General features: G+C 66.5%; 24 protein-coding genes. 11 read left to right on the top strand and 13 right to left on the bottom strand.

What is annotated here, in order from left to right; translation table 11 throughout:
* Nucleotides 1-23: 23 nt before the first annotated feature.
* Nucleotides 24-617 carry a hypothetical protein gene (locus B3098_RS19945; protein WP_191579145.1) on the bottom strand — a complete coding sequence of 198 codons (594 nt, stop codon included), beginning with the start codon at nt 615-617 and terminating at the stop codon, nt 24-26.
* Nucleotides 618-842: 225 nt separating this feature from the next.
* Between B3098_RS19945 and B3098_RS19940 the strand changes: the two genes are divergently transcribed.
* On the top strand, nt 843-1,457 hold the full coding sequence (locus B3098_RS19940) for a TetR/AcrR family transcriptional regulator (RefSeq protein WP_286898615.1): 615 nt from the start codon (nt 843-845) through the stop codon (nt 1,455-1,457).
* Nucleotides 1,458-1,560: 103 nt separating this feature from the next.
* Complete coding sequence (locus B3098_RS19935; RefSeq protein ID WP_286898614.1) at nt 1,561-1,980, top strand: hypothetical protein; 420 nt, start codon at nt 1,561-1,563, stop codon at nt 1,978-1,980.
* Here the strand turns inward: B3098_RS19935 and B3098_RS19930 are convergent.
* A complete protein-coding gene (locus tag B3098_RS19930) occupies nt 1,908-2,882 on the bottom strand; it encodes a Bug family tripartite tricarboxylate transporter substrate binding protein (RefSeq protein WP_286898613.1) in 975 nt (324 codons plus the stop codon). The genes B3098_RS19935 and B3098_RS19930 overlap by 73 nt on opposite strands.
* Nucleotides 2,883-3,257: 375 nt before the next feature.
* Here B3098_RS19930 and B3098_RS19925 point away from each other — a divergent pair, with 375 nt between their 5' ends.
* Nucleotides 3,258-5,672, top strand: a complete 2,415-nt coding sequence (locus tag B3098_RS19925; RefSeq protein WP_279974151.1) for a mechanosensitive ion channel domain-containing protein — start codon at nt 3,258-3,260, stop codon at nt 5,670-5,672.
* A 75-nt stretch (nt 5,673-5,747) separates the two neighbouring features.
* Here B3098_RS19925 and B3098_RS19920 read toward each other — a convergent pair whose 3' ends face one another.
* Entirely contained in the window at nt 5,748-7,157 is a 1,410-nt protein-coding gene (locus tag B3098_RS19920) for a GAF domain-containing protein (protein WP_286898611.1), read from the bottom strand.
* A complete protein-coding gene (locus tag B3098_RS19915; protein ID WP_279974154.1) occupies nt 7,154-7,645 on the bottom strand; it encodes a hypothetical protein in 492 nt (163 codons plus the stop codon). Before B3098_RS19915 ends, B3098_RS19920 begins: the two co-directional genes overlap by 4 nt.
* A 182-nt stretch (nt 7,646-7,827) precedes the next feature.
* On the opposite strand from B3098_RS19915, the gene B3098_RS19910 reads away from it, so the two are divergent.
* Nucleotides 7,828-8,568, top strand: a complete 741-nt coding sequence (locus B3098_RS19910; protein ID WP_286898610.1) for a hemerythrin domain-containing protein — start codon at nt 7,828-7,830, stop codon at nt 8,566-8,568.
* Nucleotides 8,569-8,584: 16 nt separating this feature from the next.
* Here B3098_RS19910 and B3098_RS19905 read toward each other — a convergent pair whose 3' ends face one another.
* Entirely contained in the window at nt 8,585-9,289 is a 705-nt protein-coding gene (locus tag B3098_RS19905; protein WP_286898609.1) for a hypothetical protein, read from the bottom strand.
* A 117-nt stretch (nt 9,290-9,406) separates the two neighbouring features.
* Between B3098_RS19905 and B3098_RS19900 the strand changes: the two genes are divergently transcribed.
* The 3 genes from B3098_RS19900 (at nt 9,407) to B3098_RS19890 (ending at nt 12,252) form a co-directional block, all read left to right on the top strand.
* Nucleotides 9,407-10,156: a hypothetical protein gene (locus B3098_RS19900; protein WP_279974157.1), complete on the top strand. Its 750-nt coding sequence runs from the start codon at nt 9,407-9,409 to the stop codon at nt 10,154-10,156.
* A 141-nt stretch (nt 10,157-10,297) separates the two neighbouring features.
* Entirely contained in the window at nt 10,298-11,254 is a 957-nt protein-coding gene (locus B3098_RS19895) for an alpha/beta fold hydrolase (protein WP_286898608.1), read from the top strand.
* 83 nt (nt 11,255-11,337) lie between these two features.
* Nucleotides 11,338-12,252: an MBL fold metallo-hydrolase gene (locus tag B3098_RS19890; protein ID WP_175121813.1), complete on the top strand. Its 915-nt coding sequence runs from the start codon at nt 11,338-11,340 to the stop codon at nt 12,250-12,252.
* Here B3098_RS19890 and B3098_RS19885 read toward each other — a convergent pair.
* The 7 genes from B3098_RS19885 to B3098_RS19855 form a co-directional block, all read right to left on the bottom strand.
* Nucleotides 12,236-13,636 carry a M20 family metallopeptidase gene (locus B3098_RS19885; protein WP_175121812.1) on the bottom strand — a complete coding sequence of 467 codons (1,401 nt, stop codon included), beginning with the start codon at nt 13,634-13,636 and terminating at the stop codon, nt 12,236-12,238. The genes B3098_RS19890 and B3098_RS19885 overlap by 17 nt on opposite strands.
* Nucleotides 13,633-14,613: an ABC transporter ATP-binding protein gene (locus B3098_RS19880; RefSeq protein WP_279974162.1), complete on the bottom strand. Its 981-nt coding sequence runs from the start codon at nt 14,611-14,613 to the stop codon at nt 13,633-13,635. The genes B3098_RS19885 and B3098_RS19880 overlap by 4 nt, the downstream gene beginning before the upstream one ends.
* Entirely contained in the window at nt 14,610-15,599 is a 990-nt protein-coding gene (locus B3098_RS19875; protein ID WP_105238664.1) for an ABC transporter ATP-binding protein, read from the bottom strand. The genes B3098_RS19880 and B3098_RS19875 overlap by 4 nt, the downstream gene beginning before the upstream one ends.
* A gap of 2 nt (nt 15,600-15,601) precedes the next feature.
* Nucleotides 15,602-16,510, bottom strand: coding sequence for an ABC transporter permease (locus B3098_RS19870; RefSeq protein WP_175121810.1), 909 nt, complete (start codon nt 16,508-16,510; stop codon nt 15,602-15,604).
* Between the two features lies 1 nt (nt 16,511).
* Nucleotides 16,512-17,429, bottom strand: a complete 918-nt coding sequence (locus B3098_RS19865; RefSeq protein ID WP_175121809.1) for an ABC transporter permease — start codon at nt 17,427-17,429, stop codon at nt 16,512-16,514.
* A gap of 63 nt (nt 17,430-17,492) precedes the next feature.
* Nucleotides 17,493-19,079, bottom strand: a complete 1,587-nt coding sequence (locus B3098_RS19860) for an ABC transporter substrate-binding protein (protein ID WP_175185423.1) — start codon at nt 19,077-19,079, stop codon at nt 17,493-17,495.
* 23 nt (nt 19,080-19,102) lie between these two features.
* The gene (locus B3098_RS19855) at nt 19,103-19,861 is read right to left on the bottom strand and encodes a GntR family transcriptional regulator (RefSeq protein WP_175136704.1); all 759 of its coding nucleotides are present in this window, start codon (nt 19,859-19,861) and stop codon (nt 19,103-19,105) included.
* Nucleotides 19,862-20,061: 200 nt separating this feature from the next.
* Between B3098_RS19855 and B3098_RS19850 the strand changes: the two genes are divergently transcribed.
* From B3098_RS19850 to B3098_RS19840, 3 genes are all read left to right on the top strand, one after another.
* On the top strand, nt 20,062-21,258 hold the full coding sequence (locus tag B3098_RS19850; RefSeq protein WP_286898605.1) for a pyridoxal-phosphate-dependent aminotransferase family protein: 1,197 nt from the start codon (nt 20,062-20,064) through the stop codon (nt 21,256-21,258).
* A gap of 22 nt (nt 21,259-21,280) precedes the next feature.
* The gene (locus tag B3098_RS19845) at nt 21,281-22,333 is read left to right on the top strand and encodes a serine hydrolase domain-containing protein (protein ID WP_175136702.1); all 1,053 of its coding nucleotides are present in this window, start codon (nt 21,281-21,283) and stop codon (nt 22,331-22,333) included.
* Between the two features lie 176 nt (nt 22,334-22,509).
* Nucleotides 22,510-23,520: an aldo/keto reductase gene (locus tag B3098_RS19840; RefSeq protein WP_286898602.1), complete on the top strand. Its 1,011-nt coding sequence runs from the start codon at nt 22,510-22,512 to the stop codon at nt 23,518-23,520.
* 45 nt (nt 23,521-23,565) lie between these two features.
* Here B3098_RS19840 and B3098_RS19835 read toward each other — a convergent pair whose 3' ends face one another.
* Complete coding sequence (locus tag B3098_RS19835) at nt 23,566-24,117, bottom strand: TetR/AcrR family transcriptional regulator (protein WP_286898600.1); 552 nt, start codon at nt 24,115-24,117, stop codon at nt 23,566-23,568.
* A 210-nt stretch (nt 24,118-24,327) separates the two neighbouring features.
* Here B3098_RS19835 and B3098_RS19830 point away from each other — a divergent pair, with 210 nt between their 5' ends.
* A complete protein-coding gene (locus B3098_RS19830) occupies nt 24,328-25,506 on the top strand; it encodes an efflux RND transporter periplasmic adaptor subunit (RefSeq protein WP_286898599.1) in 1,179 nt (392 codons plus the stop codon).
* Nucleotides 25,507-25,545 lie beyond the last annotated feature (39 nt).

Below are 25,545 nucleotides of genomic sequence, written 5' to 3'. Positions count from 1 at the left end.
CGGTACACCCGCGATCACGTCTGTCAGTTGGCGCGATAGCCGCGGCTGGTCATGCAGGAATCGAGCGCGCGGTTGTAGGTATCCACCATGATTTGAGTGGTCCACTGGGTGATGGTGGCAGGATCGTAACCGCTCTGGTTCATGGCCCAGCGCTGGCAGTCGGTGGTGGCGTTCGCCTGAGCGACATTGACCGGGGGCGCGGACTCATACTGCACGGGCGCGTACTGGGGCACTGGTGTGGAATAGGCAACGGGCGGCGCTTCGTAAACCGGGGCGGTGTAGACCGGCGCGGCCTCATAGACCGTCGTGCCGTATACGGGCGCGGCGTACAGCGGCGGGCTTGTGTAGCCCACGCCTGACGAGTAAACCCCGGTCTGTACGTAGGACGGCCCCGAATTGGCCGCCAGCAGCAGCCCAACCGTCGCCAGTGCAAAGGCGCCGCCGATCCACCAGCCGCTGGAACTGCTTCCACCGCCGCCGTGATAGTGGTGGTAGCCGCCGCCATAACCACCGCCATGGCCGCCCCAATTTCCGCCACGCCCGCCAGCCACTGCCGGCGCGCCGGCAACCGCCAGCGCCAACGCCGCAATGGCCACCCGGCCTGTAAACCGCTTCATGATCTTGCTCCTGAGCCATCCGGCGGCGGCACTGTGCCAGCCGCCAGACGATAGACGTACTTTACTGCTGGGGCGCGCCGATTAGATGTCTCAAGCGATACGGGGATTTCAACTGATTTCAGTACTGTGACAAGACGCTAAGGAAGAACCGCCGCCTGGACCGAAGTGTGGCAATTTGCGCTTGTCGCAGTGGCGGAAAGCGTGGATAGGTAGTATTTTTCCGCGATGATCATGGCACTACCCGATTCGGCACCGCAGGACAGGCGTCTCACCAAGGGAGAGCGCACCCGGCTACAACTCCTGGCCGTCGCCGCGGCCGAATTCGCCGAACGGGGATTCCAGCACACCCGCGTCAGCGACATCGTTGCCCGCGCCGGCGTGACCCAGCCCGTGTTCTATCAATACTTCACCAGCAAGCAAGCGGCCTACGACGAGCTGGTGGGGCTATTCGCGCAGCGGCTGCGCCGGGCGATCAGCGAGGCCCGCCTGCCGGGCCACCTGCAGGGTCAAGCGCTGGTCAACCGCATCCGGCAGGGTATCGGGACGTTGCTTGCCATCCTGCAGGAAGACCCAAATCTCACGCGCATCGGCTTCTTCCAGGCCGAAGCGGCCGAGGCGCTGAAAGACGAGCTGGTGATCCTGATCGCCGAGAACGTCCGGTCGGAGCAGCAGGCGGGACTATTCCGCCCGGAGATTTCGCCCGAGTGGTTCGGTCAGTCGCTCATTGCCATCATCGAACGTTTCGCCCGGCTGATGCCCGACGCGGCCAGGCAGCAGGCGGTGGCGGAGTTCATTACGGATTTATTGCTCGACGGGATGCGGCGGCGACCCGAAGCTTGAAACGTCCTTTGCATCATCCGCTTGGGCGCCAACCGGGCGTGTGAGGGCGACGGCCCCCTGCAGGGGGATGCATCATCATGTGATCGCTTAGGCGTCACACAATGTGGCTACGCTTCCTGCCGTGTCCGTGGGATGGTTGTTTTTGCCCAAGAATCAGTATCAGACCCCCAGCTGTCCCCACTGGGGCCTGCGCTATTCGGCCAATAGCGAATCGGGCATCGAATTCAAGACCCGCAAGATTTCGGTCTTTTATTTCCCGGCCTATCGGGATCTGGACGAACAGGCACGTTTTGAAGCCCGCTGTTCCATGACCAATGTCGTGGAACAGATCGTGTACACCCTTGAACCGGTAAAGCCGTGCCCCGTGCGACCCGAAACCGGACCGGTGGCTTCGGGTGCTGATCCGCATCAACACCTGATCGACACCTTGGCTCAACGAAGAATCAGGGTCTACTCCACCCGCGCCCCGGAAGCGCTCACCACCTTCCCAGCCGCTTCAAAATCCGCCTTCAGCAGCGCCTGAAACTGTGCCGCGGATTTGGCTTCAGCTTCGACGCCCAGCGAAGCCAATCGCGCTTGCACCTTCGGATCGGCCAGCACCTTGTTGACCGCAGCATTGATCTGGTCACGGTCCGCGGCTGCGATGCCCGCCGGGGCGAGCAAACCGAGCCAGGAATCGAACGCGTAGCCGGGCAGGCCGCTTTCTGCGACGGTGGGCAGGTCGGGGGCGAAGCGGGAACGGGTCTTGCCGGTGTAAGCCAGGAACGTGACGCGCGGGTCGTTGCGGTAAGCGGTCACGCCGATGGTGGCGGCCGTGACGGCCTGGACGCGGCCGGCCAGCAGTTCGGTCACGGCGTCGCCGGTGGACTTCATGGGGATGTGCTGCATCTGCGCGCCGGCGGCGGTCAGGAACGACGCCATGCCCAGATGCGAGGCGCTGCCGTTGCCGGCCGACGCGTAATCGTAAGCGCCGGGTTTGGCTTTGACGGCCTGGATGAATTCGGCGGTGTTCTTGGCGTTCAGCGAGGCGGACGCAAGGATGATGTAGCCGGTGTTGCCGATGTAGGCGACGCCCGTGAAGTCCTTGTAGGGGTCGTAGCTGAGGTTCTTATACAGATACCCGGCGATGTTGTGGCTGGCGGCGGCAAGCACCAGGGTGTTGCCGTCGGGCTTGGCGCGAGCGACCTGGGCGGTGCCCACGGTGCCGCCGGCGCCGACGCGGTTTTCGATCACGATGGAGGCGTCCAGCGCGCGGCCCAGTTCGTCGCCGATCGCGCGGGCGATGGTGTCCTGGACTGCGCCGGTGCCGTAGGGCACGACGATGCGGATGACGCGTTGGTCGGCCTGCGCGGCGCCCATGCCGGTGACGGCCAGAGCAAGGGCGAGCAGGGTGTTGCGGCGTGCAGCTTGGAATCGGATGGTCATGAAGCGGACTCGTGGTTGGGCGCGCGCCTGTCGGAATGCGGCGCGGGCATGGCGGCGTTGGACTCTAAACACTCAAGCCGGCCGGACCAACGAATTAATCGCCGCTTGTTTATTGCTTCCAGCGATAAGAGCAAGCCGCCGCTAAAGGGGACAGAGCAGGAGCTTTATCATGTGCCCTTTGCCCAAGCCGGGTCTCCCGCAGTCGCCGGCTTCTCTTTTTACCTATGGCGTCCATGCCCTGATCGCACAGGAGATTTATTAGTGGTTCGATCCGCAACGACAGCATCCCGATCCCTTCACTCCCGCCACCATGCCGCCGTCTCCTGGCGGCGCAGACGGGAAAGGCCCTGGCTGGCGGCCTGGCTGTTGGCAGCGATGTTGAGTTGTTTATCGATCCTCTGGCACGCTCCGGCCACCGCCGCATTCCCGCTGCTGACCCCGGCCGCGGCGGCCGAACCGCCGGCTGAGCCGGCCCCCGCGGCCTCGGCGTTGACGCCCGCCGCGCTGGCCGATCTGCTGGACAACCCCCAAGCGCGCCAGGCCCTCATCGACCAACTGCGCGCGCAGGCGGCCGGAGACAAGCCGGCCACCGCTGGCTCAACGCCAGCCAAGACCGCGACGGCGAAACAGACGCCCGCCACCCCCGCCGAGCCGACGTTGCAGGAGCGCATGGCCAATGGCGTTCAGCGGTTCCTGACCGGCGTCGCGGCCGACATGGGGCAGGGCGTTGACGACATGCGCGCGCTGGCCTCGGGCCAGAATCTGCGCATGGACAGCGGCACGGCGCGCAGCGCGTTGCTGCCGCTGGCGCTGGCTGCCGCGGCCACCATCATCGCCTTCATCCTGCTGCGCATGATCGCCATGCGCATCTATACGCGGATCGACCGCTGGGTGGCCGAGCACGGTTGCGAAACCGGGCCGGCTCCCGTGCCGGGCAAGCCGGCGTCCATGAAGGTGCTCACGCGCCGTGCGGGCGCGATCGTGGGTGCGCTGGCGATCGACGTCGCCGTCGTCTTGCTGGCCGCGATGGCAGGTGGCGCGGCGGCGCTGTGGAGCACGCCGGGGCGCGGCACGCTGGATGGACTGGCCTCGCTGTTCCTGCAGGCCTTCGTGGCGGTGGAGATCGTGAAGGTGCTGATCCGCACGGTGTTCGCGGTGCGCCATCCGCATCTGCGCCTTTTGCCGATGTCGGACGAGCTGGCGAAGTACTGGAACGCGTGGCTGGTGCGCATCGTGGCGGCGGCCGGTTACGGCACGCTGGTGGTCGGACCCGTGATGGCGGCGGCGCTGTCGCCGGCGCTGGGCCGGCTGACTACGATGCTCATCATGCTGGCGGTGTACATCTACGCCGTACGTGTCATCTGGCATAACCGCCAGGCGGTCCGCGAACGGCTGGACCGCCGGGCCGCGGGCGCGGCCACGTTCATGGGATCCCGGCTGCGGCTGCTGTCGCGCATCTGGCACGTGCTGGGCATCCTCTATTTCACGATCCTGCTCGTGGTCAGCCAGGTCGACCCGACCGATGCGCTGCCGTTCATGGCGCGCGCCACGGCGCAGACGCTGCTGGTCATCGGCGTGGGCAGCCTGCTGATCCTGCTGCTGAACGCGGTGCTGGCCAAGCCGATCCGCCTGTCGGACGACCTGCGGCGGCGCTTGCCGCTGCTGGAGGCACGCGTCAACGCGTACGTGCCGGCTGCGCTGAAGGTGGTTGGCTGGATCATCCGCATCATCATCGTGCTGCTGATCCTGGACGCGTGGCAGGCCTTTGACCTGTCGCGCTGGCTGGCGTCGGACGCGGGCGCCGCCGCGATCAAGGTGGTGCTGAACATCGTGATCGTCCTGATGATCGCCATGCTGGCCTGGACGGTGATCGCCAGCATCATCGAGCATCGCCTGAGCCAAAGCGAAGAGCGTGGCATGCCCAGCGCGCGCGAACGCACGCTGTTGGCGCTGTTCCGCAACGCCGCGCTGATCGTCATCGTGACGATGACGCTGATGGTGCTGCTGTCGCAGATCGGCATCGACGTCGGCCCGCTGATCGCGGGTGCTGGCGTGGTGGGTCTGGCCATCGGTTTTGGTGCGCAGAAGCTGGTGCAGGACATCATCACCGGCGTCTTCATCCAGCTTGAGAACGGGATGAACGAGAACGACGTGGTGCAGGTGGCCGGCGTGTTCGGCACGGTCGAGAAGATGACCATCCGTTCGGTCGGCATCCGCACGCTGGACGGCGGCTACCATCTGGTGCCGTTCTCGTCGGTCGACGTGGTGGCCAACCACATGCGCGATTTCTCGTATCACCTGGGCGAATACACGATTGCCCACCGCGAAAGCGTGGACGACGCCATCGAGCATCTGCGTGCGGCGTTTGCCGAGCTGATGACCGATTCGGTGCTTGGACCGGAGATCCTGGAAGACATGACGGTGGCGGGCGTCACGGCGGTCAACGACAAGGGCGTGACCATCCGCATCCTCATCAAGACCACGCCGGGCATGCAGTGGGCGGTGCAGCGCGGCTACAACCGCCTGCTCAAGAAGCACTTCGACGCCGCGGGCATCGAGCTGCCCTACCCGCACACGGTGGTCTACTTCGGGCAGGACAAGCGCGGCTACGCGCCTGCGGCCAATGTGCACGTGCAGGCCGAGCGTGCGGACGAGGGCGACAGCGCGCGCGCCGCGGGTCATACGCGCCGCCGCCTGAAGCCGGAGGCCAGCAACGAGGATTCGGCCGAGGTGCTGGGCAATGAGCTGGAGGCTCGGGAAGAGGCCGAAGCCGACCCCGCGCGCAGCTGACCTCATCGGGGCGCCGGCCGTGGTTCCGAGCCTGGCCGGGCGTCCCCCCAGGCGTCCCAAAAAATACGCGACGGATCAGCCCGCCGGGTCGGCCGCGGATTCCAGCCGCAGCGCGCGTGCCGACGTCAGCGCATAGCAGCCGCGACGCAGCTTGTGGATCTGCAAAGGGCCGCCCCAATCAGCGAGGCGGCGTTGCAACAGCAGCAGACGCACGCCAAGGTTGTCCTGCACGTCAGGCAGGCCGAGCGTGCTGCCTGCCAGCCGCAACGCCCGCGTCGAAAAGTCCCAACGGCCTGTGTGCTGCGCGTCGTTGGCGACCTTCCAGAGGATCGCGCCGGCCACGCCCTTGATCAGGTATTGCCCGTCGATGAAGATCGTGCCGTCGCGCGGGAAATAGCGCAGGTGCAGGGGCGGGCCTGGATTCGCTTCCGCGTTCTCCGCCCGTCCGGCGGCCGCTTGCGGGCCGGGCGGGATGGGCACATCGACGTGTGCGCCGCCTGGCGCCGCTGCCGCATCCAGTTCCGCCCGTTGCAGCGCGACCAGCGCCTGCGCCAGTTGCGCGCCCAGCACCGCGAGCGCATCCTCGTCGTCGTAGCCGAAGAACTGATCGCTTTCGCTTTCCACCAGCAGCGCGCCCACGGTTTTTCCGCGCGCGCGCAGCGGCATGGCCAACTGGCTGCACGGCGTGGCCAGGCCCGGCAGCGCGATCGGCTGGCCATCCACCCAGCCTTGGTTTGCAGCGATCTGGTGCAACGTGCGGCCGTAGCGGTACATCCGCGCCATATGGCCGATGCGCAGCGCGACGCCTTCGCGCACGGCGACGCCGACCAGACCTGCCTCGGCCAGCGCCAGCTCCGCCCCGACCCCTGGCTGCGGATAGCCCATGCTCGCCAACGCAAACAGCGTCTGGCGCTGCGCATCCAGCAGCCACAGGATGGCGTGCCTGATGGCCAGTTCCTGCCGCAACCCATCCATTGCCACCCGCGGCAGCAGCGCAAGATCGTCGCATTCGGCCAGGCGGGCCGAGACGGCGCGCGCACCGGCCGCCAGATCGCAACGCGGCTGCAAGGTGGCCAGCGGTGCGCCCGGATACAGCGGCGCGATGTCCAGCACTTCGTAGATGTCCGCGCCGCGCAAGCGGAACACCGACTCCATGCCGGAATGCGCGGCAATGCCGGCCAGCTTGGCGCGCAGGCGCTCGAAGACGGGTCCTTCGGTTTCGGTGTGGACATAGCGCAATTGCATGGCCAGGCCGCCGCCCGTGCGCGGATCCTCGACCATCAGGCTGGCGCGCCGCGTGGCAAGAATGTTCTCGCGGCTGTGGTTGAAGAACTGGAAGGTCAGCGCCACATGGCTAGCGTCCACGTATTCGACGTGGGACAGCAGGTTGACGTGGGGAATGCCCTCGGTCGACACGCTGCACAGCGTGGGCGGAATGCCGCCGTCCAGGATCCGTCGCACCCCGTGCAGGGTCAGGGCGCTCATGTGTCCGGCTCCAGTACGACTGCCTGGCCGGCGTTGGGACCGGGCGTCTGATTCCAGGCGCCCGTCACGCTGAAGGTGACCGCCGCCAACGCGTGGACGGGGATGTCGTACCAATGATCCAGGAAAAGCGCCCCGGCAAAGCCGTCGACCTCGGCCAGCTCACGGGCCAGCGTGTCGCGCCGCAGCGCCAGCAGGGTGGCATGGTGCGGCAGGGCCGGCGTGACGCAGGCGTCGCGGCCTTTGACGTGCAGGGTGCGGTTGTTGCGCGGCGACGTGGCCAGCAGGGCGACCCGAGCGGTGTCGCGCAAGGCTGCCAATACCCGCGGCGCGGCGCGTTCGGCCACCAGCACCATCAGGCGGCCATCAGGCAGTTCGTCGAGGGCCAGCGCGCGACCGAGTTGCGGATTGCCGGCATGGTCGCAACTGCCCAGCCGCAGCGAGGGCAGCGCGGGAAGGCTAAGGCTCCAATCGGCAGGCAGTCTGGGCACGGCGCAAGGCCTCAAGACGGTGGTGCGTCAGCGGTGTCGGAAATCATAGGTCGCTTAACAGACTTTTAGCAACGCGCTGCCGGCGCTTTTCCTAGACTGTGCTTGTTGGATGCCGATGCGGTCAGACCGCTTTCCAGCTACCGGCCAACATTCCCCGTCCCCTTGCTCAACAGGCCTGCTCCATGAACCACGAGATTCCTTCCCCATCCTTCCCGCCGCCCGCCGCCGCTGCGCCGCGCATGGATATCTACGTCGGCATCCACAAGGCGCTGCGCGCCATGATGCTGGACACGCTGCACGCCGTTGGCCGGGTCGACGTCCATGACGTGCCGGCCACGCAGGCAGTCTGCGAACGTGTGCTTGCGCTGGCGGACCTGTGCGCCAGCCACCTGGGGCACGAGAACGACTTCGTCCATCCCGCCATGGAGGCGCGCTGCCCGGGATCCAGCATGCGGATCGCGGACGAGCACGTGGAGCATCTGGCCGCCATCGCGGCGCTGCGCGCGGCGGCGACGTGCCTGAAGGCCGCGCAAGGCGACGCCGCCCGAACGGACGCCGCGTTGCGCCTGTACCGCGGGCTGGCGTTGTTCGTGGGTGAGAACTTCGTGCATATGCACGTGGAAGAGTCGCATCACAACCAGGTGCTGTGGTCCTGCTACAGCGATGACGAATTGCGTGCGCTGGAAGGCGCCATCGTGGCGTCGCTGGCACCGGCCGAGAACCTGTGCGTCCTGCGGTGGATGATTCCGGCAATGACCCCGGACGAGCGGGCAGCGTTGCTGTGCGGCCTGAAAGCGGCGGCGCCTGCGCCGGTGCTTGAGGCCGTGTTGGAAGCGGTGCAGCCCCATCTGACGCGACGGGACTTGAGCCGACTGATGCGCGCGCTGGCGCCCGAACAGGCGCCCGCAGTGAAGGCAGCCTGAACGCTGCCCGAAGCCTTCATCGCCCCGTCTGCACGCCCGCCGCGTTCAGGCGCTCCGTCACGGCCTGATAGCCCGCGCGCGTCATGTCGGTCTTGCGGATCGCCTCGTCGCAGGCCTTGCGGTCGTCGGGGCAGCCGGCCCTGGCCGGCATGTCGCCCGCGACGACGAAGTAGTCGATCACGAACTTGGCCACGTACTTCTTCGCGGGCTTGCCTTGCAGGAATTCGGCGATGTCGGCGCGAAAATCCGCAACGGTCTTCTCGGCGACGGGCGTCCAGTTCTGGCACTGCGAAAACGTGGCGACGCCATCGGCAAAGGCCAGCTTGGTGCAGGTCAACATCAGGTCGTTGGCGGGCTTCGCGCCTGCCGGCAGCGTGGCGCGGACGGTGGCCCCGCGGGTGCCGGCGAACGTCACGACGCCGGCCTTCGCCGCTGCCGCATCGATCGTCGCCTTGAACACGAAGGAATCTTCGATCACGGCCGGCGCCTTGTCCGTCGGACCCTTGGCGTACATGTCCGAGATATCCGCGGGGTCCACACGCGATATGTCCATCATCCGGCCCAGCAGGCGCCAGTCGGCCCGGAGCAAGGCATCATGTTCTTCGCGTATGCCGTACTCGAGCACCGCCCGTTCGATCTCGGTGGGCGTGTACGCGGCGTGCGCCAGCGTGGGCAGCAGGGCGGTGGCAAAGGCAGCCAATGCAAGGGGAAGCGACTTCATGAAGACTCGGTAGAAAGAAAAGGTCCGCAAGGGTAACCGAGTTGCGCGACAGGGGATCGGGTGAATAGGCTGCGTGCGGTATAAACGAGCACCATCATTTCTGAGCAAGGGAGTCTCGTGTCCAGCAAACCCGGAGCAGGTCGTTTCATCGCCGCGACAGTGGGCGTTATCAGGCAGCACGGCCGCGCCATGCTGGCCGCCGCGCCGTGGTCACTGGCCGTGTTCACGCTGACGTTGCCGTTTGCGCTGATGACGTCCCGGCTGTACGGGCTCGTGGATTGGCTGATCCTCGCGCTGGCGCTCGTCTGCCTGATCGCCCTCGCGCGCACCACCTACGCCTGGCATCGGGTCATCCTGCTTGGCGAGACCGCGCATGCGGCCGCGCCGCGCGGCGGCAACCCGGAAGCCCGGCATCTGGTGCTGCTGGGCGGGCTGGTGGTTGGCGTCATGGCGCTTGCGCGCGCCACCGGCGATCTGCCGTATGTGCTGTACATGCTGATGGGCGGCGCCAACGAACCGCTGTTTTACGGCGTGCTGATCGCGTTGCTGGTGGTGGTGTGGGTGCCCGTGCTGTACGGGCTGGCCGTGTACGGCGTAAGCCTGCCACGCGTCGCGGTCACCGGCGAATATGGCTTTGGCGCGGTGCGCGCCGCGATGCGTTATCCACGCTGGCCGTTGATGCTGGGGTTCCTGGTGTTGCTGATCCTGGCTGCGCATGCCACCAACGATCTGCTCCCGCTGATGTATGACTACGTGGGCGTGCAGGCGCTGCAGGGCGTGTTGGGCGCAGTGGCGTGCGTCGCCATGACCTTCGTGCTGACGGCGATGATCGCCGTGGCGTATCGGGATTCGGCGCTGCCCGAATAGCGCCTGTCTCGCGCACGCCGGCAACCTCCCGCCGGCATTGGTGCGCATTGCACAACATCGTGCTTCCCGCGCCGTGTCTACCGCGCTCGCGGGCGCAGTCCTACGATGCCCTCACTGTCTCTTCCGACCTTGAGGATCCCCATGAACGACTCGTATAACGCCGCCCGGCGCACGCTGCTTGCCGGCAGCGCGCTCCTGGCTGGCAGCGCCTTTGCCATCGGCGCACAAGCAGCCCCGCAGCGCAATTCCCAACCCCAACGGAGCACTCCCATGAACAGCAACACCTTCGTCACCAAAGACGGCACGACGCTGTACTACAAGGACTGGGGCGCCGGCCCGGTCGTTACGTTCTCGCACGGCTGGCCGCTGAACGCGGATGCGTGGGACGGACAACTGCACTTCCTGGCGCGCAATGGCTTTCGCGTGATTGCGCATGACCGCCGCGGCCATGGGCGTTCTTCGCAGCCGTCCAACGGCAACGACATGGACACCTACGCCGACGATCTGGCGCAGTTGATCGAGGCGCTGGACGTCAAGAGCATCGCGATGGTGGGCCACTCCACCGGCGGCGGCGAAGTGGCGCGCTATATCGGCCGCCACGGCACGAAGCGCGTGTCGCGCGCTGTGCTGATCGGGGCGGTGCCGCCGGTGATGCTGAAGTCGGCCGCCAATCCGGAAGGCCTGCCGCTGTCGGTATTCGACGGCATCCGCGACGGCGTGGCGGGCGATCGCTCGCAGTTCTACAAGGATCTGGCCGTGCCGTTCTACGGCGCCAATCGCCCGGGTGCGAAGATTTCGCAGGGCCAGCTGGACCAGTTCTGGCTGTGGAGCATGCAGAGCGGCCAGAAAAACGCCTACGAGTGCGTCAAGGCGTTCTCGGAAACGGATTTCACCGAAGACCTGAAGAAGATCGACGTGCCCACGTTGTTCATGCACGGCGAAGACGACCAGATCGTGCCGATCCACGACTCGGCCAAGAAGGCCGTGCGTCTGGTGAAGAACGCGCAGGCGATCTATTACCCCGGCGCCCCGCATGGCCTGACGGCCACCTTGCAGGACCGCATCAACACCGATCTGCTGGCTTTCCTGCGCGGCTGACGCGCGCGCCGCCACGCAACGACCCGGCGCGAGGGCGCCGGTTTCCGGCCGGATCAACCGGCCGCCTTCAAGGAGATTTCGCCATGTTTTCCGCAGACACTTTGGACCCCATCACCCACCAGGCCATCGATCTGGTGCCTTCCCGCTACGCCGTGCAGGTGGGCGACATCGATGCGCTGGTCGTCAGCGACGGCGTGTTGCCGCTGCCCACGTCGACGATGGCCACCAATGCCGACCCGGCCGATCTGGCCAACTGGCTCGATCACATGTTCATGCCGCCGGACGCCTTCGATTGGCCGCTGAACGTGATGGTGGCGCGCAGCGGTGATCAGACCATCCTCATCGACGCGGGGCTGGGCGGCCAGTTCTCGGGCTTTCCGCGCGCGGGCCAGTTCCCGCAGCGCCTGCAATCGGCCGGCATTCCGCTGGAGTCCGTGACGGACGTCATCATCACCCACATGCACATGGACCACGTGGGCGGCCTGCTGGTCCCCGGCGTGAAGGAGCGACTGCGCAAAGATGTTCGCATCCACGTCAATGCGACTGAAGTCGCGTTCTGGACCTCGCCGGATTTTTCGCAGACGGTCATGCCCAAGCCGGTGCCCGCCGTGCTGCGATCGACGGCGACCAGCTTCTATGAAACGTACCGCGATCAGATCCGCGTCTTCGAGGACCGCCACGAAGTGGCGCCGGGCGTCATCGTGCGCCATACCGGCGGCCACACGCCCGGCCACTGTGTCGTCGACCTGATCTCCGGTGGCGAGCGCCTGACGTTCGCCGGCGATGCCGTGTTCCCGGTGGCCTTCGACCATCCCGAATGGCACAACGGCTTCGAGCACGACCCCGAGGAATCGGCCCGCGTGCGCTTCGCGCTGTTCAACGAACTGGCCGAAAACAAGGGTCTGCTCGTGGCGGCGCACCTGCCGTTTCCCTCGGTGGGACGCGTCGCCGTGGAAGGCAACGCGTTCCGTTGGGTGCCGGTCATCTGGGACTTCTGATCTCCGGCGTGCCGCCCGCGCCGAGGTCCCAGTACAGCCCGGTCATCAACCCCAGCGCCTGCCGCAGCAGTTCCGGCGGCAGGTGCTCGTTGGGCGCATGCTGGGAGCAGCCGGGGTAGGAGTGCGGCACCCAGATCGTGCGCAGGCCCAACACGTCGGTGAAGATGTCGTTGGGCAGCGAGCCGCCCAGGTTGGGCAGCAGCGCGGTCTTCTGGCCAGAGGTGCGTTCCAGCGAGTCCACGGCCCAGCGCACCCAGGCGTCGTCGGGGTCGATGCGGGTCGCGCGGAACATGGATTCGCGGGTCAGCGAAATCTGCACCATCGGAAAGCCATGGCTGTCCAGATGGCGGCGCAGGGCCGGAATCAGGTCGTCCGGGTCCACGCCCACCACGAAGCGCAACTGGCAGCGCGCCCAGGCGCGCGGCGGGATGGCGTTGACGGGCGTGTCGGGGTTGCCGGTCTTGTAGGCCAGCACCTCGAACGAGCACCAGCCGAACACGCGTTCGGCGGGCGACAGACCGGGCTCGCCCCAGTCCGGTTCGATCTCGGGGCCGTCCGTGCCGCCGTCGACCTGGCAGTCGGCCAGCGCGCGCCGCACGGCCGGCGGCAGTTCCTTCGGCACCCATTCCGGGATGCGGATCTGGCCAACGGGCGAGGCGATGCTGGCGATCGCGTGGGCCAGCTGCAGGCCGGGATTGGAGATCAGTCCGCCCCAGTTGCCCGAATGATGTCCGCCGGCGCGTGCCTCGATCGTGAGGTCGAAATTCAGGCTGCCGCGCGCGCCCAGGAAGATGGTGGGACGGTTGGCGCTCAGGCGCGGGCCGTCCGAGGCGATCAGCAGGTCGGCGGCCAGCAGGTCGCGGTGCTCGGTGCACAGTTCGCGCAGCCCCATCGAGCCGGTTTCCTCGCCCATCTCGATCAGGTACTTGGCGTTGAAGCCGAGCTTGCCGCGCGTCTCCAGCACCAGCCGCAGCGCCTCCATGTTGATGGTGTGCTGGCCCTTGTTGTCGGCAATGCCGCGGCCGTACCAGCGGCCTTCGGCCTCGGTCAGCGACCACGGCGACAGGCCTTCCTTCCATTCCCGTTCCAGACCACGAATCACATCGCCGTGCCCGTAGCCCAGCACCGTGGGCAGGGCCGGATCCTCGATGCGTTCGGCGTACAGGAACGGCGCCAGCGCCTTCGGATGCGTCAGCGTGCGGCAGGTGAATCCCAGGGCCTCGAACGCCGGACGGATCTCGTCCTGCAGATAGTCCGCCAGCACGGCGGCGCGTTCGGGGTTCTGGCTTTCCGTGGGCAGCGCCAATCGGCGCGCCAACAGCGTGCGGAAGGCGCCGGAATCAAAGCAGTGTTCCGCCTGGGCGATGGCGTGTGCGCGGGTCATGGCTGGGTGGCTCCATTGGAAGTCGAGGGGACGGGCGGATAGAGGTGACAGGCGACCAGCGCGCCTTCCCGCACGGTCAATGCGGGCCGCTCGGTCTTGCATTGCGCCATCGCGTGCTGGCACCGCGGATGGAACGGGCAGCCGGACGGCGGATGCAGCGGGTCAGGGAACGACAGGCCCAGCCCCATGTCGGGGATGCCCAGCCCGGGTTCGGGCGTCAGCACCGACGCCAGCAGCGCCTGCGTGTACGGATGGCGCGGGTCGTGAAAGAGCTGGGCGGTGGGCGCCGACTCCACCACGCGGCCCAGGTACATCACGGCCACGTGGGTGGCAATGTGCTCGACCACCGCCAAGTTGTGGCTGATGAACACATACGTCAGGTTGAAGTCGCGGCGCAGGTCCATCAGCAGGTTCATGATCTGCGCCTGCACCGACACGTCCAGCGCGGAGGTGGGTTCGTCGCAGATGACGAGCTCGGGCTGCATGACCAGCGCGCGCGCAATGGCCACGCGCTGGCGCTGGCCGCCGGACAGCTGCCCGGGCGTGTTGTGGGCCAGCCGCGGCGGCAGGCCCACGCGCTCGAGCATGTCGATCGCCTTGTGCATCTTCGGGTTCGGGATGCCATGCACCTCCAGCGGCAGCGACACGATCGACGCAATGGAGCGGCGCGGATTCAGCGACGAGTACGGGTCCTGGAAGATGGGCTGCACGCGCCGGGCGAGGGCGCGCCGGTCCATCTGCCGGATGTCCTGGCCGTCGAGGCGGATGGCGCCTTCGGTCGGCGGCGTCAGCCCCAGCAGCATGCGCGCGAGGGTGGACTTGCCGCAGCCGGACTCGCCCACAATGCCCAGCACCGCGCCCCGGTCAACCGCCAGGTCCACGCCATTGACCGCGTGCAGCGTGCTTCGCGGGCGGAACATGCCGGCGCGCACCGTGAATTGGCGGCTGACGCCATCGGCTTGCAGCAGCGCGCTCATGCCGGAACTCCTTCGGCGCTGAGGATGCAGCGCCATTGCTGGCCAGTCGCCTGGCCGTGGACGGGAACGGCCTGCCGGCATTGCGGCTGCGCGTAGCGGCAGCGGTCGGCAAAGGCACAGCCGCGCAGGTCGCCCACCAGCGAAGGCACCACGCCGGGTATGGTGCCCAGCGCCTCGCCCGGCGCCGTGCGGCCCGGCACGGGGATACAGCCCAGCAGCCCTTGCGTGTAGGGGTGATGCGGCGTCGCAAAGATGTCGGCAACGGGGCCTTCCTCGACGATCTGCCCCGCATACATCACCGCCACCTGCCGCGCGATGCGCGCGACGACGCCCAAATCATGCGTGATCAGCACCATCGCGATGCCCAGTTCCGCCTGCAGGTCGGCCAGCAGCCGCAGGATCTGCGCCTGGATCGTGACGTCCAGCGCGGTGCTGGGTTCGTCGGCGATCAAGAGTTCAGGGCCGCACATGAGCGCCATCGCGATCATCACGCGCTGACGCAGTCCGCCGGACAACTGATGGGGATACTGCCCCAGCCGCTGGCCGGCCGAGGCGATGCCGACCTTTTCCAGCAGTTCCACCGCCCGGTCCCGCGCCTGCTGGCTGCTCGCCTTGCAGTGGTGGATGTAGTGTTCGGTGAGCTGTTCGCCAATGGCGTAGGCGGGGTTGAGCGCCGTCATGGGCTCTTGAAAGATCATCGCCATCTTGCTGCCGCGCAGCGCGTTGACGCGCCGCCCGCGCGCCTTCGAAAGATCCTCGCCCAGCACCGCCAGCCGGCGCGTGCTGCGCCGGGCGGCCTTGGGCAAGAGACCCATGATGGCCAGCGAGGTCATGGACTTTCCACAGCCCGATTCCCCCACGAGGCACAGCGTTTCGCCGCGCTTGACCTGGAACGACACGTCGCGCACCGCGTGCAGCGGCCCGCGTGGCGTGGCGATGTCGACGGTCAGTCCCTGGACGTCCAGGACGATATCGGTGCCGTTCATGCTCAGGCCCTCTCTTCAGGCGTCAGGAGTTGATGCAGTCCGTCGCCGGCCAGGTTGATCGCGAAGATCAAGAGCGCCAGCGCCGACCCGGGAATGGCGATCAGCCAGAATGAGAAGAACATGTAGGCCTTGGCCTCGGAGATCATCAAGCCCCACGACGGCAGCGGCGGTTGGACGCCCAGGCCCAGGAAGGACAGCGAGGCTTCCAGCAGGATCGCGCTGGCGGCTTCCAGCGTGGCGATCACGATGAGCTGCGGCACGACGTTGGGCAGGACCTCGCCCCAGACGATGCGCCAGGTGCTGGCGCCAGCGGCCTGCGCGGCAGCCACGTACTCCAGCGAGCGCACCTGCTGCGTGGCGCTGCGCATCACGACGGCGTAGCGGTCCCATTTGAGCAGGCCCAGCACCAGGATCACCACCCACAGCGAGCCGCCGACGATGGCCACGGTGGCCAGCGCCACCAGGATCACCGGCATGGACAGGCGCGTGGTGATGAGGAACGACACGGCCATGTCGACCTTGCCGCCAAAGTAGCCGGCCGCCATGCCCATCGCCGTGCCGATCAGGCCCGAGATGAGCGCGACGCTGATGCCGATCAAGAGCGAGATGCGTGCGCCGTAGAACAGGCGCGACATATAGTCGCGTCCCAGCTGGTCGGTGCCCAGCGGGTGCAGCCAGGTGCCTTTTTCGTACCAGACGGGCGGAGCGGTGCGGTAGGCCAGATCCTGGAAATAGGGATCGTGGGGCGAGATCCACGGCGCCAGCAGCGCGATCAGCACGATGACGAAGAGGATGCCGCCGCCGGCCAGCAGCGCCTTGTTGCGCCGCAGGCGGCGCCAGCGCAGCGTGGAGGCGGACAGTTCCAGCGGGGCCGCGGCGGGGGTGGCGGGGGTGAGCGTAGGCGTGTTCATGTCAGGACACCCGGATGCGCGGATCGAGCCACGCGTTGGCCACATCGGCGGCAAGCGTCAGCAGCACATACAGCACCGACAGCAGCAGCACGATCAGCTGCATGACCGGATAGTCCTTGTACGTGATGCTCTGATAGGCCAGATACCCCAGGCCGTCCAGCGCGAAGATGGTCTCGATGACCACCGAGCCGCCCAGCAGGTAGCCCAGTTGCACGGCGGCCAGCGCGACCACCGGCACGATGGCGTTGCGCAGGGCGTGCTTGAAGATGACCTTGCGGGCGGGCAGCCCCTTGGCCCGCGCGGTGCGGATGTAGTCGGCGCTCAGTACCTCGATCATGCCGGCGCGGATCAGGCGCATGAACGCCGGCGCGACGTAATAGCCCAGCGCGATCGCGGGCATGACGAAGTGCTGCCACGTGCCGCTGCCCGACACCGGCAGGATGCGCAACGAGATCGAGAACAGCATGATCAGGATCAGCGCAAAGAAGAAGTTCGGCAGCGCCTGGCCCAGCACCGCGATCGCCAGACAGACGCGGTCGATCAGGCTGCCTTTGTACAGCGCGGCCAGCACGCCCAGCGGAATCGAGATGCACAGCGCAAACGCCAGCGCCGCCATGCCCAGCTTCAGCGTGGTCGCCAGCTTGGACAGGATCAGCGGTCCGGCCTCGGTCTTGAAGTACACCGACGTGCCGAAGTCGCCTTGCAGGATGTGCCAGAGCCAGTCGGCGTACTGGACGATGATCGGGCGGTCCAGCCCGTAGGTCTTGCGGATCATGTCGATGTCGGCCTGCCGCGCGCCTTCGCCGGCCAGGGCCAGCGCCGGGTCGCCCGACAGGTGCAGCAGCAGGAACGCCAGGATCGACACAGTCAGCGCCACCAGCGCCGCCAGGCCCAGGCGCCTCAGCGTGAAATAAAGCATAGGACTTCCTCTCTGTTCAGCAGCGCCGGGCGTTTGCGAAGCCCGCCCGGCGCGGACCGCGCCTTACTTCCAGCTCATGTCCCAGAAGCGCACCAGCTCGTCCGAGTAGGGCTTGAAGTTCACGTCCTTGGTGGCGACGTAGTAGGCGGGCAGCGTCCACAGGGGAACGGCGTAGGCCTTTTCCGCGATGATGTCCAGCGCCTCCTTGTAGGCCGCCTTGCGCGGCCCGGGTTCGATGGTGGTATCGCCCTTCTTGAGCAGGTCGCGCACCTTCGGGTCGCGCGTGATGTCGTCGCTGCCGAAGGCGAAGTACACCGGCGTGGACGCCGACACGTCGTTCACCAGGTTCGAGCCCCACGTCTGGTGCGTGAGCGACGCCTTGTTCGCGCGGATCATGTCGCGCATCGCGGCGTACTGCAGGAAGTTCAGCTTGGCGCGGATGCCGACGGCCTGCAGGTAGTTGATGATGGCTTCGGTCTGGTTGCGTTCGCGGTACGCGACGATGTCGATATCAAAGCCATTCGGGTAGCCCGCTTCGGCCAGCAGCTTCTTGGCCTGCGCGGGATCGTACTTGTAGGTCGGCGCGCCTTCCTGCGTGCAGCCCACTTGCGACGGCGTGCAGATGGTGTTGATGAGCCCGCCGCCTTCGCCCACGATGTTCTTGAGCATGGATTCGCGGTCGATCGCGTGGATGATCGCGCGGCGCACGCGCTCGTCCTTCAGCTGCGGCGCGGGCGTGCCTTCCAGGATGTTCATCTGCATGAACACGATGCGCATGGTGTTGCCCGTGACCATCTGCAGGTTCGGCATGCCGCCCAGCTGTTCGGCCTGGTCCTTGGGCACGCTCATGATCAGGTCTTCGCCGCCCGAGATGACCTCGGCCATCTGCGTCTGGCGGTCGGGGATGAAACGGATGACGACCTTGCCGATCTTGGGCTGCGCCTTGGGCGAATCCTTGAAGTAGTCGGCGTTGCGTTCCAGCGTGATGGACTTGCCGGGCTGGTAGTCGACGACCTTGTACGGACCCGAGCCCACGGGCTTGGCGTTCATGCCCTTGGGGCCGACCTCCTGGTAATACTTCGCCGGGTGGATGGCGGCCGTGGTGGACAGGTATTCCTTGGCGCCGGGGAAGGGCTCCTTGGTGGTCAGGCGCACCTTGTACTTGTCGATCTTCTCGACCTTGTCGATCCACGACACGTTCTGCTGCGTGACGGCCTTGTTCTTCGGATCGGCCACGTAGTTCAGCGTGTAAACCACGGAGTCGGCGTCGAACTCTTCGCCGTTGTGGAATTTGACGCCCTCGCGCAGCTCGAACTCCATGGTCTTGTCGTCGACCTGCTTCCAGCTCTTGGCAAGCTGGCCCTTGTACTCGTTTGTGACGGGGTCGCGGTAGAGCAGGGTGTCCCACACGTTGGCGGCAATGATGACGCCGATGCGCACGTTGTTGAAGTACGGGTCGACGCTTTCCGGCGCCTGGTCATAGGCCATGCGCAGGGTGTCGTCTTTCTTGCCGGCAAGCGCCGGTTGGGTGGCGAACGCGGCGCAGGCGAGCAGGGCGGCGGCCAGGGCCTTGAGCGGGGTGGAACGGCGGGAGGACAGCGCAGGGGTAGCGGGGGTGAAGCAGCAAGGTGTGAAGCGACTATCAGCCATGGTGAAGGCTCCTCTTGATGACACTACATGTGTTGCGTATCTATCGTCTCGCTCCGGCTCTTGAGCGCCGCGTCGCATTTGCGCTGCAGGTGCTGCCGCATGATGGCTGCCAGCCGGTCCGCGTCGCGCGCGGCAAGGGCCTCCGCCATTTCTATGTGTTCGCGCATCGCCAGATCCCATTTCTGCCGGTCTTCGTTCGAGACGAAGCGCAGGTTCTGGATCCGCGCGTTCTGCGCGTCGTAAAGCTGTTTGAGCAAACTGTTGTGCGCGGCCAGGCTGATGCGTTCGTGGATCTCGCGGTTGACGCGAAAGTACGTCGGCAGGTCGTGGCGCGCGTGGCTGGCCATCATTTCGTAGGTCAGCGCGCGGATCTCGGCGATCTCGACGTCCGTCGCGCGCTCGCACGCAAACCGGCACGACATGGCCTCCAGGCCGCCGATCACTTCGAAGGCCTCGCGGATGTTGGCGTCCGACAGCGCCACCACCTGCGCGCCGCGGTTCGGTTCGATCTGCACCAGGCCTTCGGCGGCCAGCAGGCGGAACGCTTCGCGCAGCGGGGTACGCGACACGCCCAGCAGGTCGCACAGGGCGCGTTCGTTCAGCCGGGTGCCGGGCGGGAACTCGCCCTGGATGATGCGTTCGCGTAGCGATCCGGCCGCCGATGCCGCCAGCGTGCGCCCGTCGCCGGCGGCGCGGACGGCCGTCGGGGCGGAATCGGGCGTGAGATCGGACGAGGCAACGGCCTCGGCATGATCCGGCAAGAAGCTAGGATCGCTGCGCATTGGTATACAAAAATTCCCCTTGTTTTCGCAGACTATAAACCTGTCTTCACGGTGGTTTTGATGGGTGTATACCCTAGGTTATCGACGTAAAAACAATGGGATAGAGTGACGCATGCCGCAAGTCCGCCAGGCCGCCCCGCGCTGCCTGACCGCCGCGCAAAGCCGCCTTGGTATACAAACCGTCCACATTGGGGCCACGCATGCTCACGCTGAACACCCACCCGTCCGGCCGGCATTTCCTGCAGATTCCCGGTCCCACCAACGTGCCCGACCGGGTCCTGCGCGCCATCGACCTGCCCACCATCGATCACCGCGGACCGGAGTTCGGTGAACTCGGCAAGGCAGTGCTGTCGGGCCTCAAGCACATCTTCCAGACCGAGTCGCCCGTCGTGATCTTTCCGGCGTCGGGCACCGGCGCGTGGGAAGCTGCGCTGGTCAACACGCTGTCGCCGGGCGATCGCGTGCTGATGGTCGAGACCGGCCACTTCGCCAGCCTGTGGCGCAAGCTGGCCGGGCGGTTGGGGCTGGAAGTGGATTACATCGAGGGCGACTGGCGTCATCCGGTCGATGCCGGCGTGATTGGCGCGCGGCTTTCGGAAGATACGCAGCACCGCATCAAGGCCGTGTGCGTGGTGCACAACGAGACCTCCACCGGCGTCACCAGCGACATCGCCGCGGTGCGCGCCGCCATCGACCAGGCCGGTCACCCGGCGCTGTTGATGGTCGACACGATTTCTTCGCTGGGCTCCATCGACTACCGCCATGATGAATGGGGCGTGGACGTGACGGTGGCTGGCTCGCAAAAAGGCCTGATGCTGCCGCCGGGCCTGTCGTTCAACGCGGTGGGACCACGCGCGCTGGCGGCGGCCGAGACCGCGCGCCTGCCGCGGTCGTACTGGGATTGGCGCGAGATGCTCGGGCCCAATACGAAGGGCTATTTTCCGTACACGCCGTCGACCAATCTGCTGTACGGCCTGCATGAAGCGCTGGCCATGCTGGCGGCTGAAGGGCTGCCGCAGGTGTTCGCGCGTCACGAACGCCATGCCCGCGCCACGCGCCTGGCGGTGGCGGGCTGGGGGCTGGAGCTGCTGAGCGTGGACCCGGCCGCGCACAGTCCGGCGCTGACCGCCGTGCTGATGCCTGACGGGCACAGCGCCGACGCGCTGCGCAAGGTCATCCTGGACCGCTTCGACATGTCGCTGGGACAGGGGCTGGGCAAACTGTCCGACCGCATCTTCCGCATCGGCCATCTGGGCCACTTCAACGATCTGACGCTATGCGGCACGCTGGCGGGCGTGGAGATGGGGCTGGCCGCGGCCGGCGTCCCGCACCGCTCGGGCGGGTTGCAGGCGGCCATGGAATATCTGACCCGCGCGCCACAAAGCGCGGGGCAATGAACACACAACAACGAGGGAACCGATGAATACGCTCATGCAGCAGGCGATCCAGTTTGCCAACGACCACGAATCGACCTGGGACCGCAGCGTCAAAGGCAATTTCGGCGTGCACCTGAACGATCCGCCGCCCTGGAACCGCCTGCTCGGCCCCATCCATGACCGCGGGCCGGTGTCCGGCGTGGTCGTGGTGGACGGCAAGACGGTGGCCGAGTGGGGCGAGCCGGACCGCGCCGACCTGACGTTCAGCGTCGCCAAGCTGTACCTGGCCATCCTGGCCGGCGTGGCGCATGACCGCGGCCTGCTGCCGGACGTGGACGAGCCCGTCGGCAAGCGCGTGCCGGGCATCGGTTTTGACGAAGGCCGCAATGCGTCGATCACGTGGCGCCATCTGCTGCAGCAGACCAGCGAATGGGAAGGCGAACGCTTCGGCGTGTCGGATCAGGCGGACCGCTATCGCGCCGTCACGTTCGGTGTGCCGCCCGACGGCAAGAAGGGCGATGCGCGTCCGCTGCAGGAACCCGGCACGTATTGGGAATACAACGATGTCCGCATCAATCAGCTGTCGTACGCGTTGCTGCATCTGTTCCGCAAGCCGTTGCCGGAAGTGTTCCGCGAGGCCGTCACGCGGCCTATCGGCTGCAGCGAGGATTGGCAATGGGTCGGCTACGACAATGCCTGGGTCGAGATCGACGGCCAGCGCATGCCGTCGGTGCCCGGCGGCTCGCACTGGGGCGGCGGCATGTCCATCAGCGCCAAGGACCAGGCGCTGATCGGCCAGATGCTGCTGAACGACGGCCAGGCCAATGGTAAGCAGATCCTGTCGCGCGAATGGCTGCAGGCCATGCGCACCCCGTGCGACATCGCCCCGTACTACGGCTATCTGATCTGGCTGAACCACGAAGGCAAGGTGTTTCCCAGTGTGCCGTCGTCCAGCTTCTTCGGCGTGGGCGCGGGCAGCTCGTTCACGTGGGTGGAACCGGAACGCAAGATGGTCGTGATCGTGCGCTGGCTGAATTCGGCCCATGCGGACGCGCTGTTCGGGAAGATCCTGGCGGCGGTGGATGCGGGTGTCTAAGACCCGTAAGACTGATTCCGGTGTCTGACACCAGTAAGACCGATTCCGGTCTCTGACACCCCAATCCTCGTCCGGGTTTTGCGGCATGTCAGGTTTTTTCGGGCAAGATGTGGCGTTCGGCTGCGCGGTGACGCGCGGCCACGCCTTATCCCTTCATCCGATCAAGGAACCACGCCATGAATTACCGCCGACTGGGAACCAGCAATCTCCGGGTGTCGCCGCTCTGCCTGGGCACGATGATGTTCGGGGAGCAGACGCCTGATGACGAAGCGGCGCGCATCGTTGCGTCGGCACGCGATCACGGCCTGAATTTCATCGATACCGCCGACGTCTACAACGAAGGCCGGTCGGAAGAGGTCGTGGGCAAGCTGCTCAAGGGGCAGCGCCACGACTGGGTGCTGGCCAGCAAGATCGGCAATCCGGTCGGCAAGGGGCCGAACCTGGCGCATTACTCGCGCCAGTGGCTGATCCGCGGGGTGGAGCAGAGCCTGTCGCGCATGGGCACGGATTTCATGGACATCCTGTACCTGCATCGCGACTACCACGAAGAAAACCTGGAAGAAGCGCTGTGGGCGCTGGGCGACCTGATCCGCGCGGGCAAGCTGCGCAGCTTCGGGCTGTCGAACTTTCGCGGCTGGCGCATCGCCGAGATGATGCGTCTATGCGAAAAACTCGGCGTGCCGCAACCGGTGGTGTGCCAGCCGTACTACAACATGCTGAACCGCGGACCCGAAGTCGAGATCCTGCCGGCGTGCAAGCATTACGGGTTGGGCGTGGTGCCGTACAGCCCGATCGCGCGTGGCGTGCTGACGGGCAAGTACCTGCCGGGCCAGGCGCCCGCAGCGGATACGCGCGCCGGACGGGGCGACCGCCGCATCCTGGCGACCGAATTCCGCGAGGAATCGCTGCAGATCGCACAGAAGCTGGTGCAGCACAGCGCCGCGCGCGGCGTGCAGCCGGGCCATTTCGCCACGGCGTGGGTGCTGGCCAATCCGGTCATCACTGCCGTTATCGCGGGTCCGCGTACGCTGGCGCAGATGGACGATTACTACGCGGCGCTGGACGTGACGATCACGCCCGAGGACGAAACGGTCGTGAACGAGTGGGTGACGCCGGGCCATGCATCGGCGCACGGTTACAACGATCCCAACTATCCGTTTTACGGCCGTCCGGTGACGGCAGCGTAAGCAGGCGCGGGGCCTCGCCCCGCGTCACTTCCGCACAACCGCCGGCTAGGCCGAGATGCCGTGCAGCATCATCTGTTCGGCCACCTGCGCAATGCCCATGCGCGCAATCCGGCCGCGCCGCTCGGCGTCCACCATGCTGGTGATGATTCCGATCAGGAGCTCGCTGAGCGCGGCGGCGGTCATGTCCACGCGGAACGCGCCCTCGCGCTGACCACGCAAAAAGAATGCATCCAGGGTTTCCTGATAGCCGGACCAGCTGTTCATGATGTCCGGCTCAAGTTCCGTATCGGGCTTCCAGTTGTAGATCAGGAACGCCGTCAATTCCTTGTGCGCCAGGTGCTGTTCGATCAGGCTGCGCAGCGCCGTGCGGGGCGGGGCGCTGTCCAGGTGCGAATCCGCCAGTGCCTGTTTCATGACCTGCGCGCAATGCGTCATCAGGCGCAACACCAACTGATCCCGCGTCTTGCAGAACCGGTACAGGGTCGCCTTGCTGACGCCGACCGCCTTGGCCAGCTCCTGCAGGGTCGCCCGCGGCTGATCCACCATCGCAAGCGCCAGTGCGACGAGCAGCCGCTCGTGGCTTGCCTCTTCAGACATTGCCTCCTCCCCATTTGTGGTTATCCCTGGGCCGGTATTGGATCATGGGCGATTCACTTTGTACAAACTTCCGCAGATTTATCAAGTAAAGACTTCTGAGAGGTCAGATTTAAGCTTAAAAGCAGCAAATGAATCAATATTGATTCAAATCGTCCTTTCGGGTAGCATCGGCATCTCTTTGAATTCAAAACGCGCTGCGCGGGGGTAGTAATGAAGGTGAATAAAGCTTGGCGACTGCCCCTGGCGGTGTTGGCGACGGCAATCCTATTGGCCGGTTGCGGCGGGTCCGATGGCGGTGAGCCGCAGGCGGCGGGGCCGCGTCCGGTCCAGGCGGTGGCCGTGCAACCCCAGCGCTACACGCTGATCAGCGAGCTGCCCGGCCGGGTCGAACCCATGCGTGTGGCCGAGGTCCGTGCCCGCGTGGCCGGCATCGTGCTGAGCCGCAACTTCGTGGAAGGTGCGGATGTGAAGGCCGGCGACGTGCTGTTCCGCATTGACCCGGCGCCATTCAAGGCGGCCTTGTCACGTGCGGAAGGCGAGCTGGCCAAGGCCCAGGCCGCCGTGTCCGACGCGCAGGCCGTGGTCAAGCGCTACACGCCCCTGGTCAAGATCGAAGCCGTCAGTCAGCAGGACTTCGACACGGCCAACACCACGCTCAAGAGCGCGTTGGCCGCGCGCCGCTCGGCCCAGGCCGATGTCGAGACCGCGCAGCTCAATCTGGACTACGCCACCGTAAAGGCGCCCATTTCCGGCCGCATCGGACGCGCGCAAGTGACCGAAGGCGCGCTGGTGGGCCAGAACGAGGCCACGCCGATGGCGACGATCCAGCAACTGGACCCGGTTTACGTGGACTTCAGCCAGCCCGTCGGCGACATGCTGCGCATGCGCGCCGCCATGCAGAACGGCAGTCTGGGCGAAGGCGAGGGCGCCCGCATCTCCATCACGATCGACGGCACCGACCAGCAGCGCGAAGGGCGCCTCCTGTTCTCGGACATTGCCGTGGACCGGAGCACCGGCCAGGTGGCATTGCGCGGCGAGTTCGCCAACCCCGACGTGCTGCTGCTGCCGGGCATGTATGTCCGGGTGCGCACGCACCAGGGCGTGGATCCGGAAGCGATCCTGGTTCCGCAGCGCGCCGTCACGCGCAGCACCGATGGCAAGCCGCAGGTGCTGGTGGTCGGCGCGGACGACGTCGTGGAGACCCGCGCGGTGCAGACAGGCACGATGCGCGGCGGCGATTGGCACATCACCGAGGGCCTGGCCCCCGGCGACCGGGTGATCGTGGGCGGCGTCAGCGCCGCCGTGCCCGGCCAGAAAGTCAGCGTGACGCCCGCGAACGAGCCCAAGGTGGCCGCCGCCGGCGATGCCGCCGCGTCTGCCAAGCAATAAGCGGCCCTCATGAATCGCGCGCACATCCGAGGTTAGACC

The sequence above is a fragment of the Achromobacter sp. UBA2119 genome (assembly GCF_002331005.1).
Taxonomy (GTDB): Bacteria; Pseudomonadota; Gammaproteobacteria; order Burkholderiales; family Burkholderiaceae_B; genus Achromobacter; species Achromobacter animicus.
This window is presented reverse-complemented; position numbering and strand designations above follow the sequence as displayed.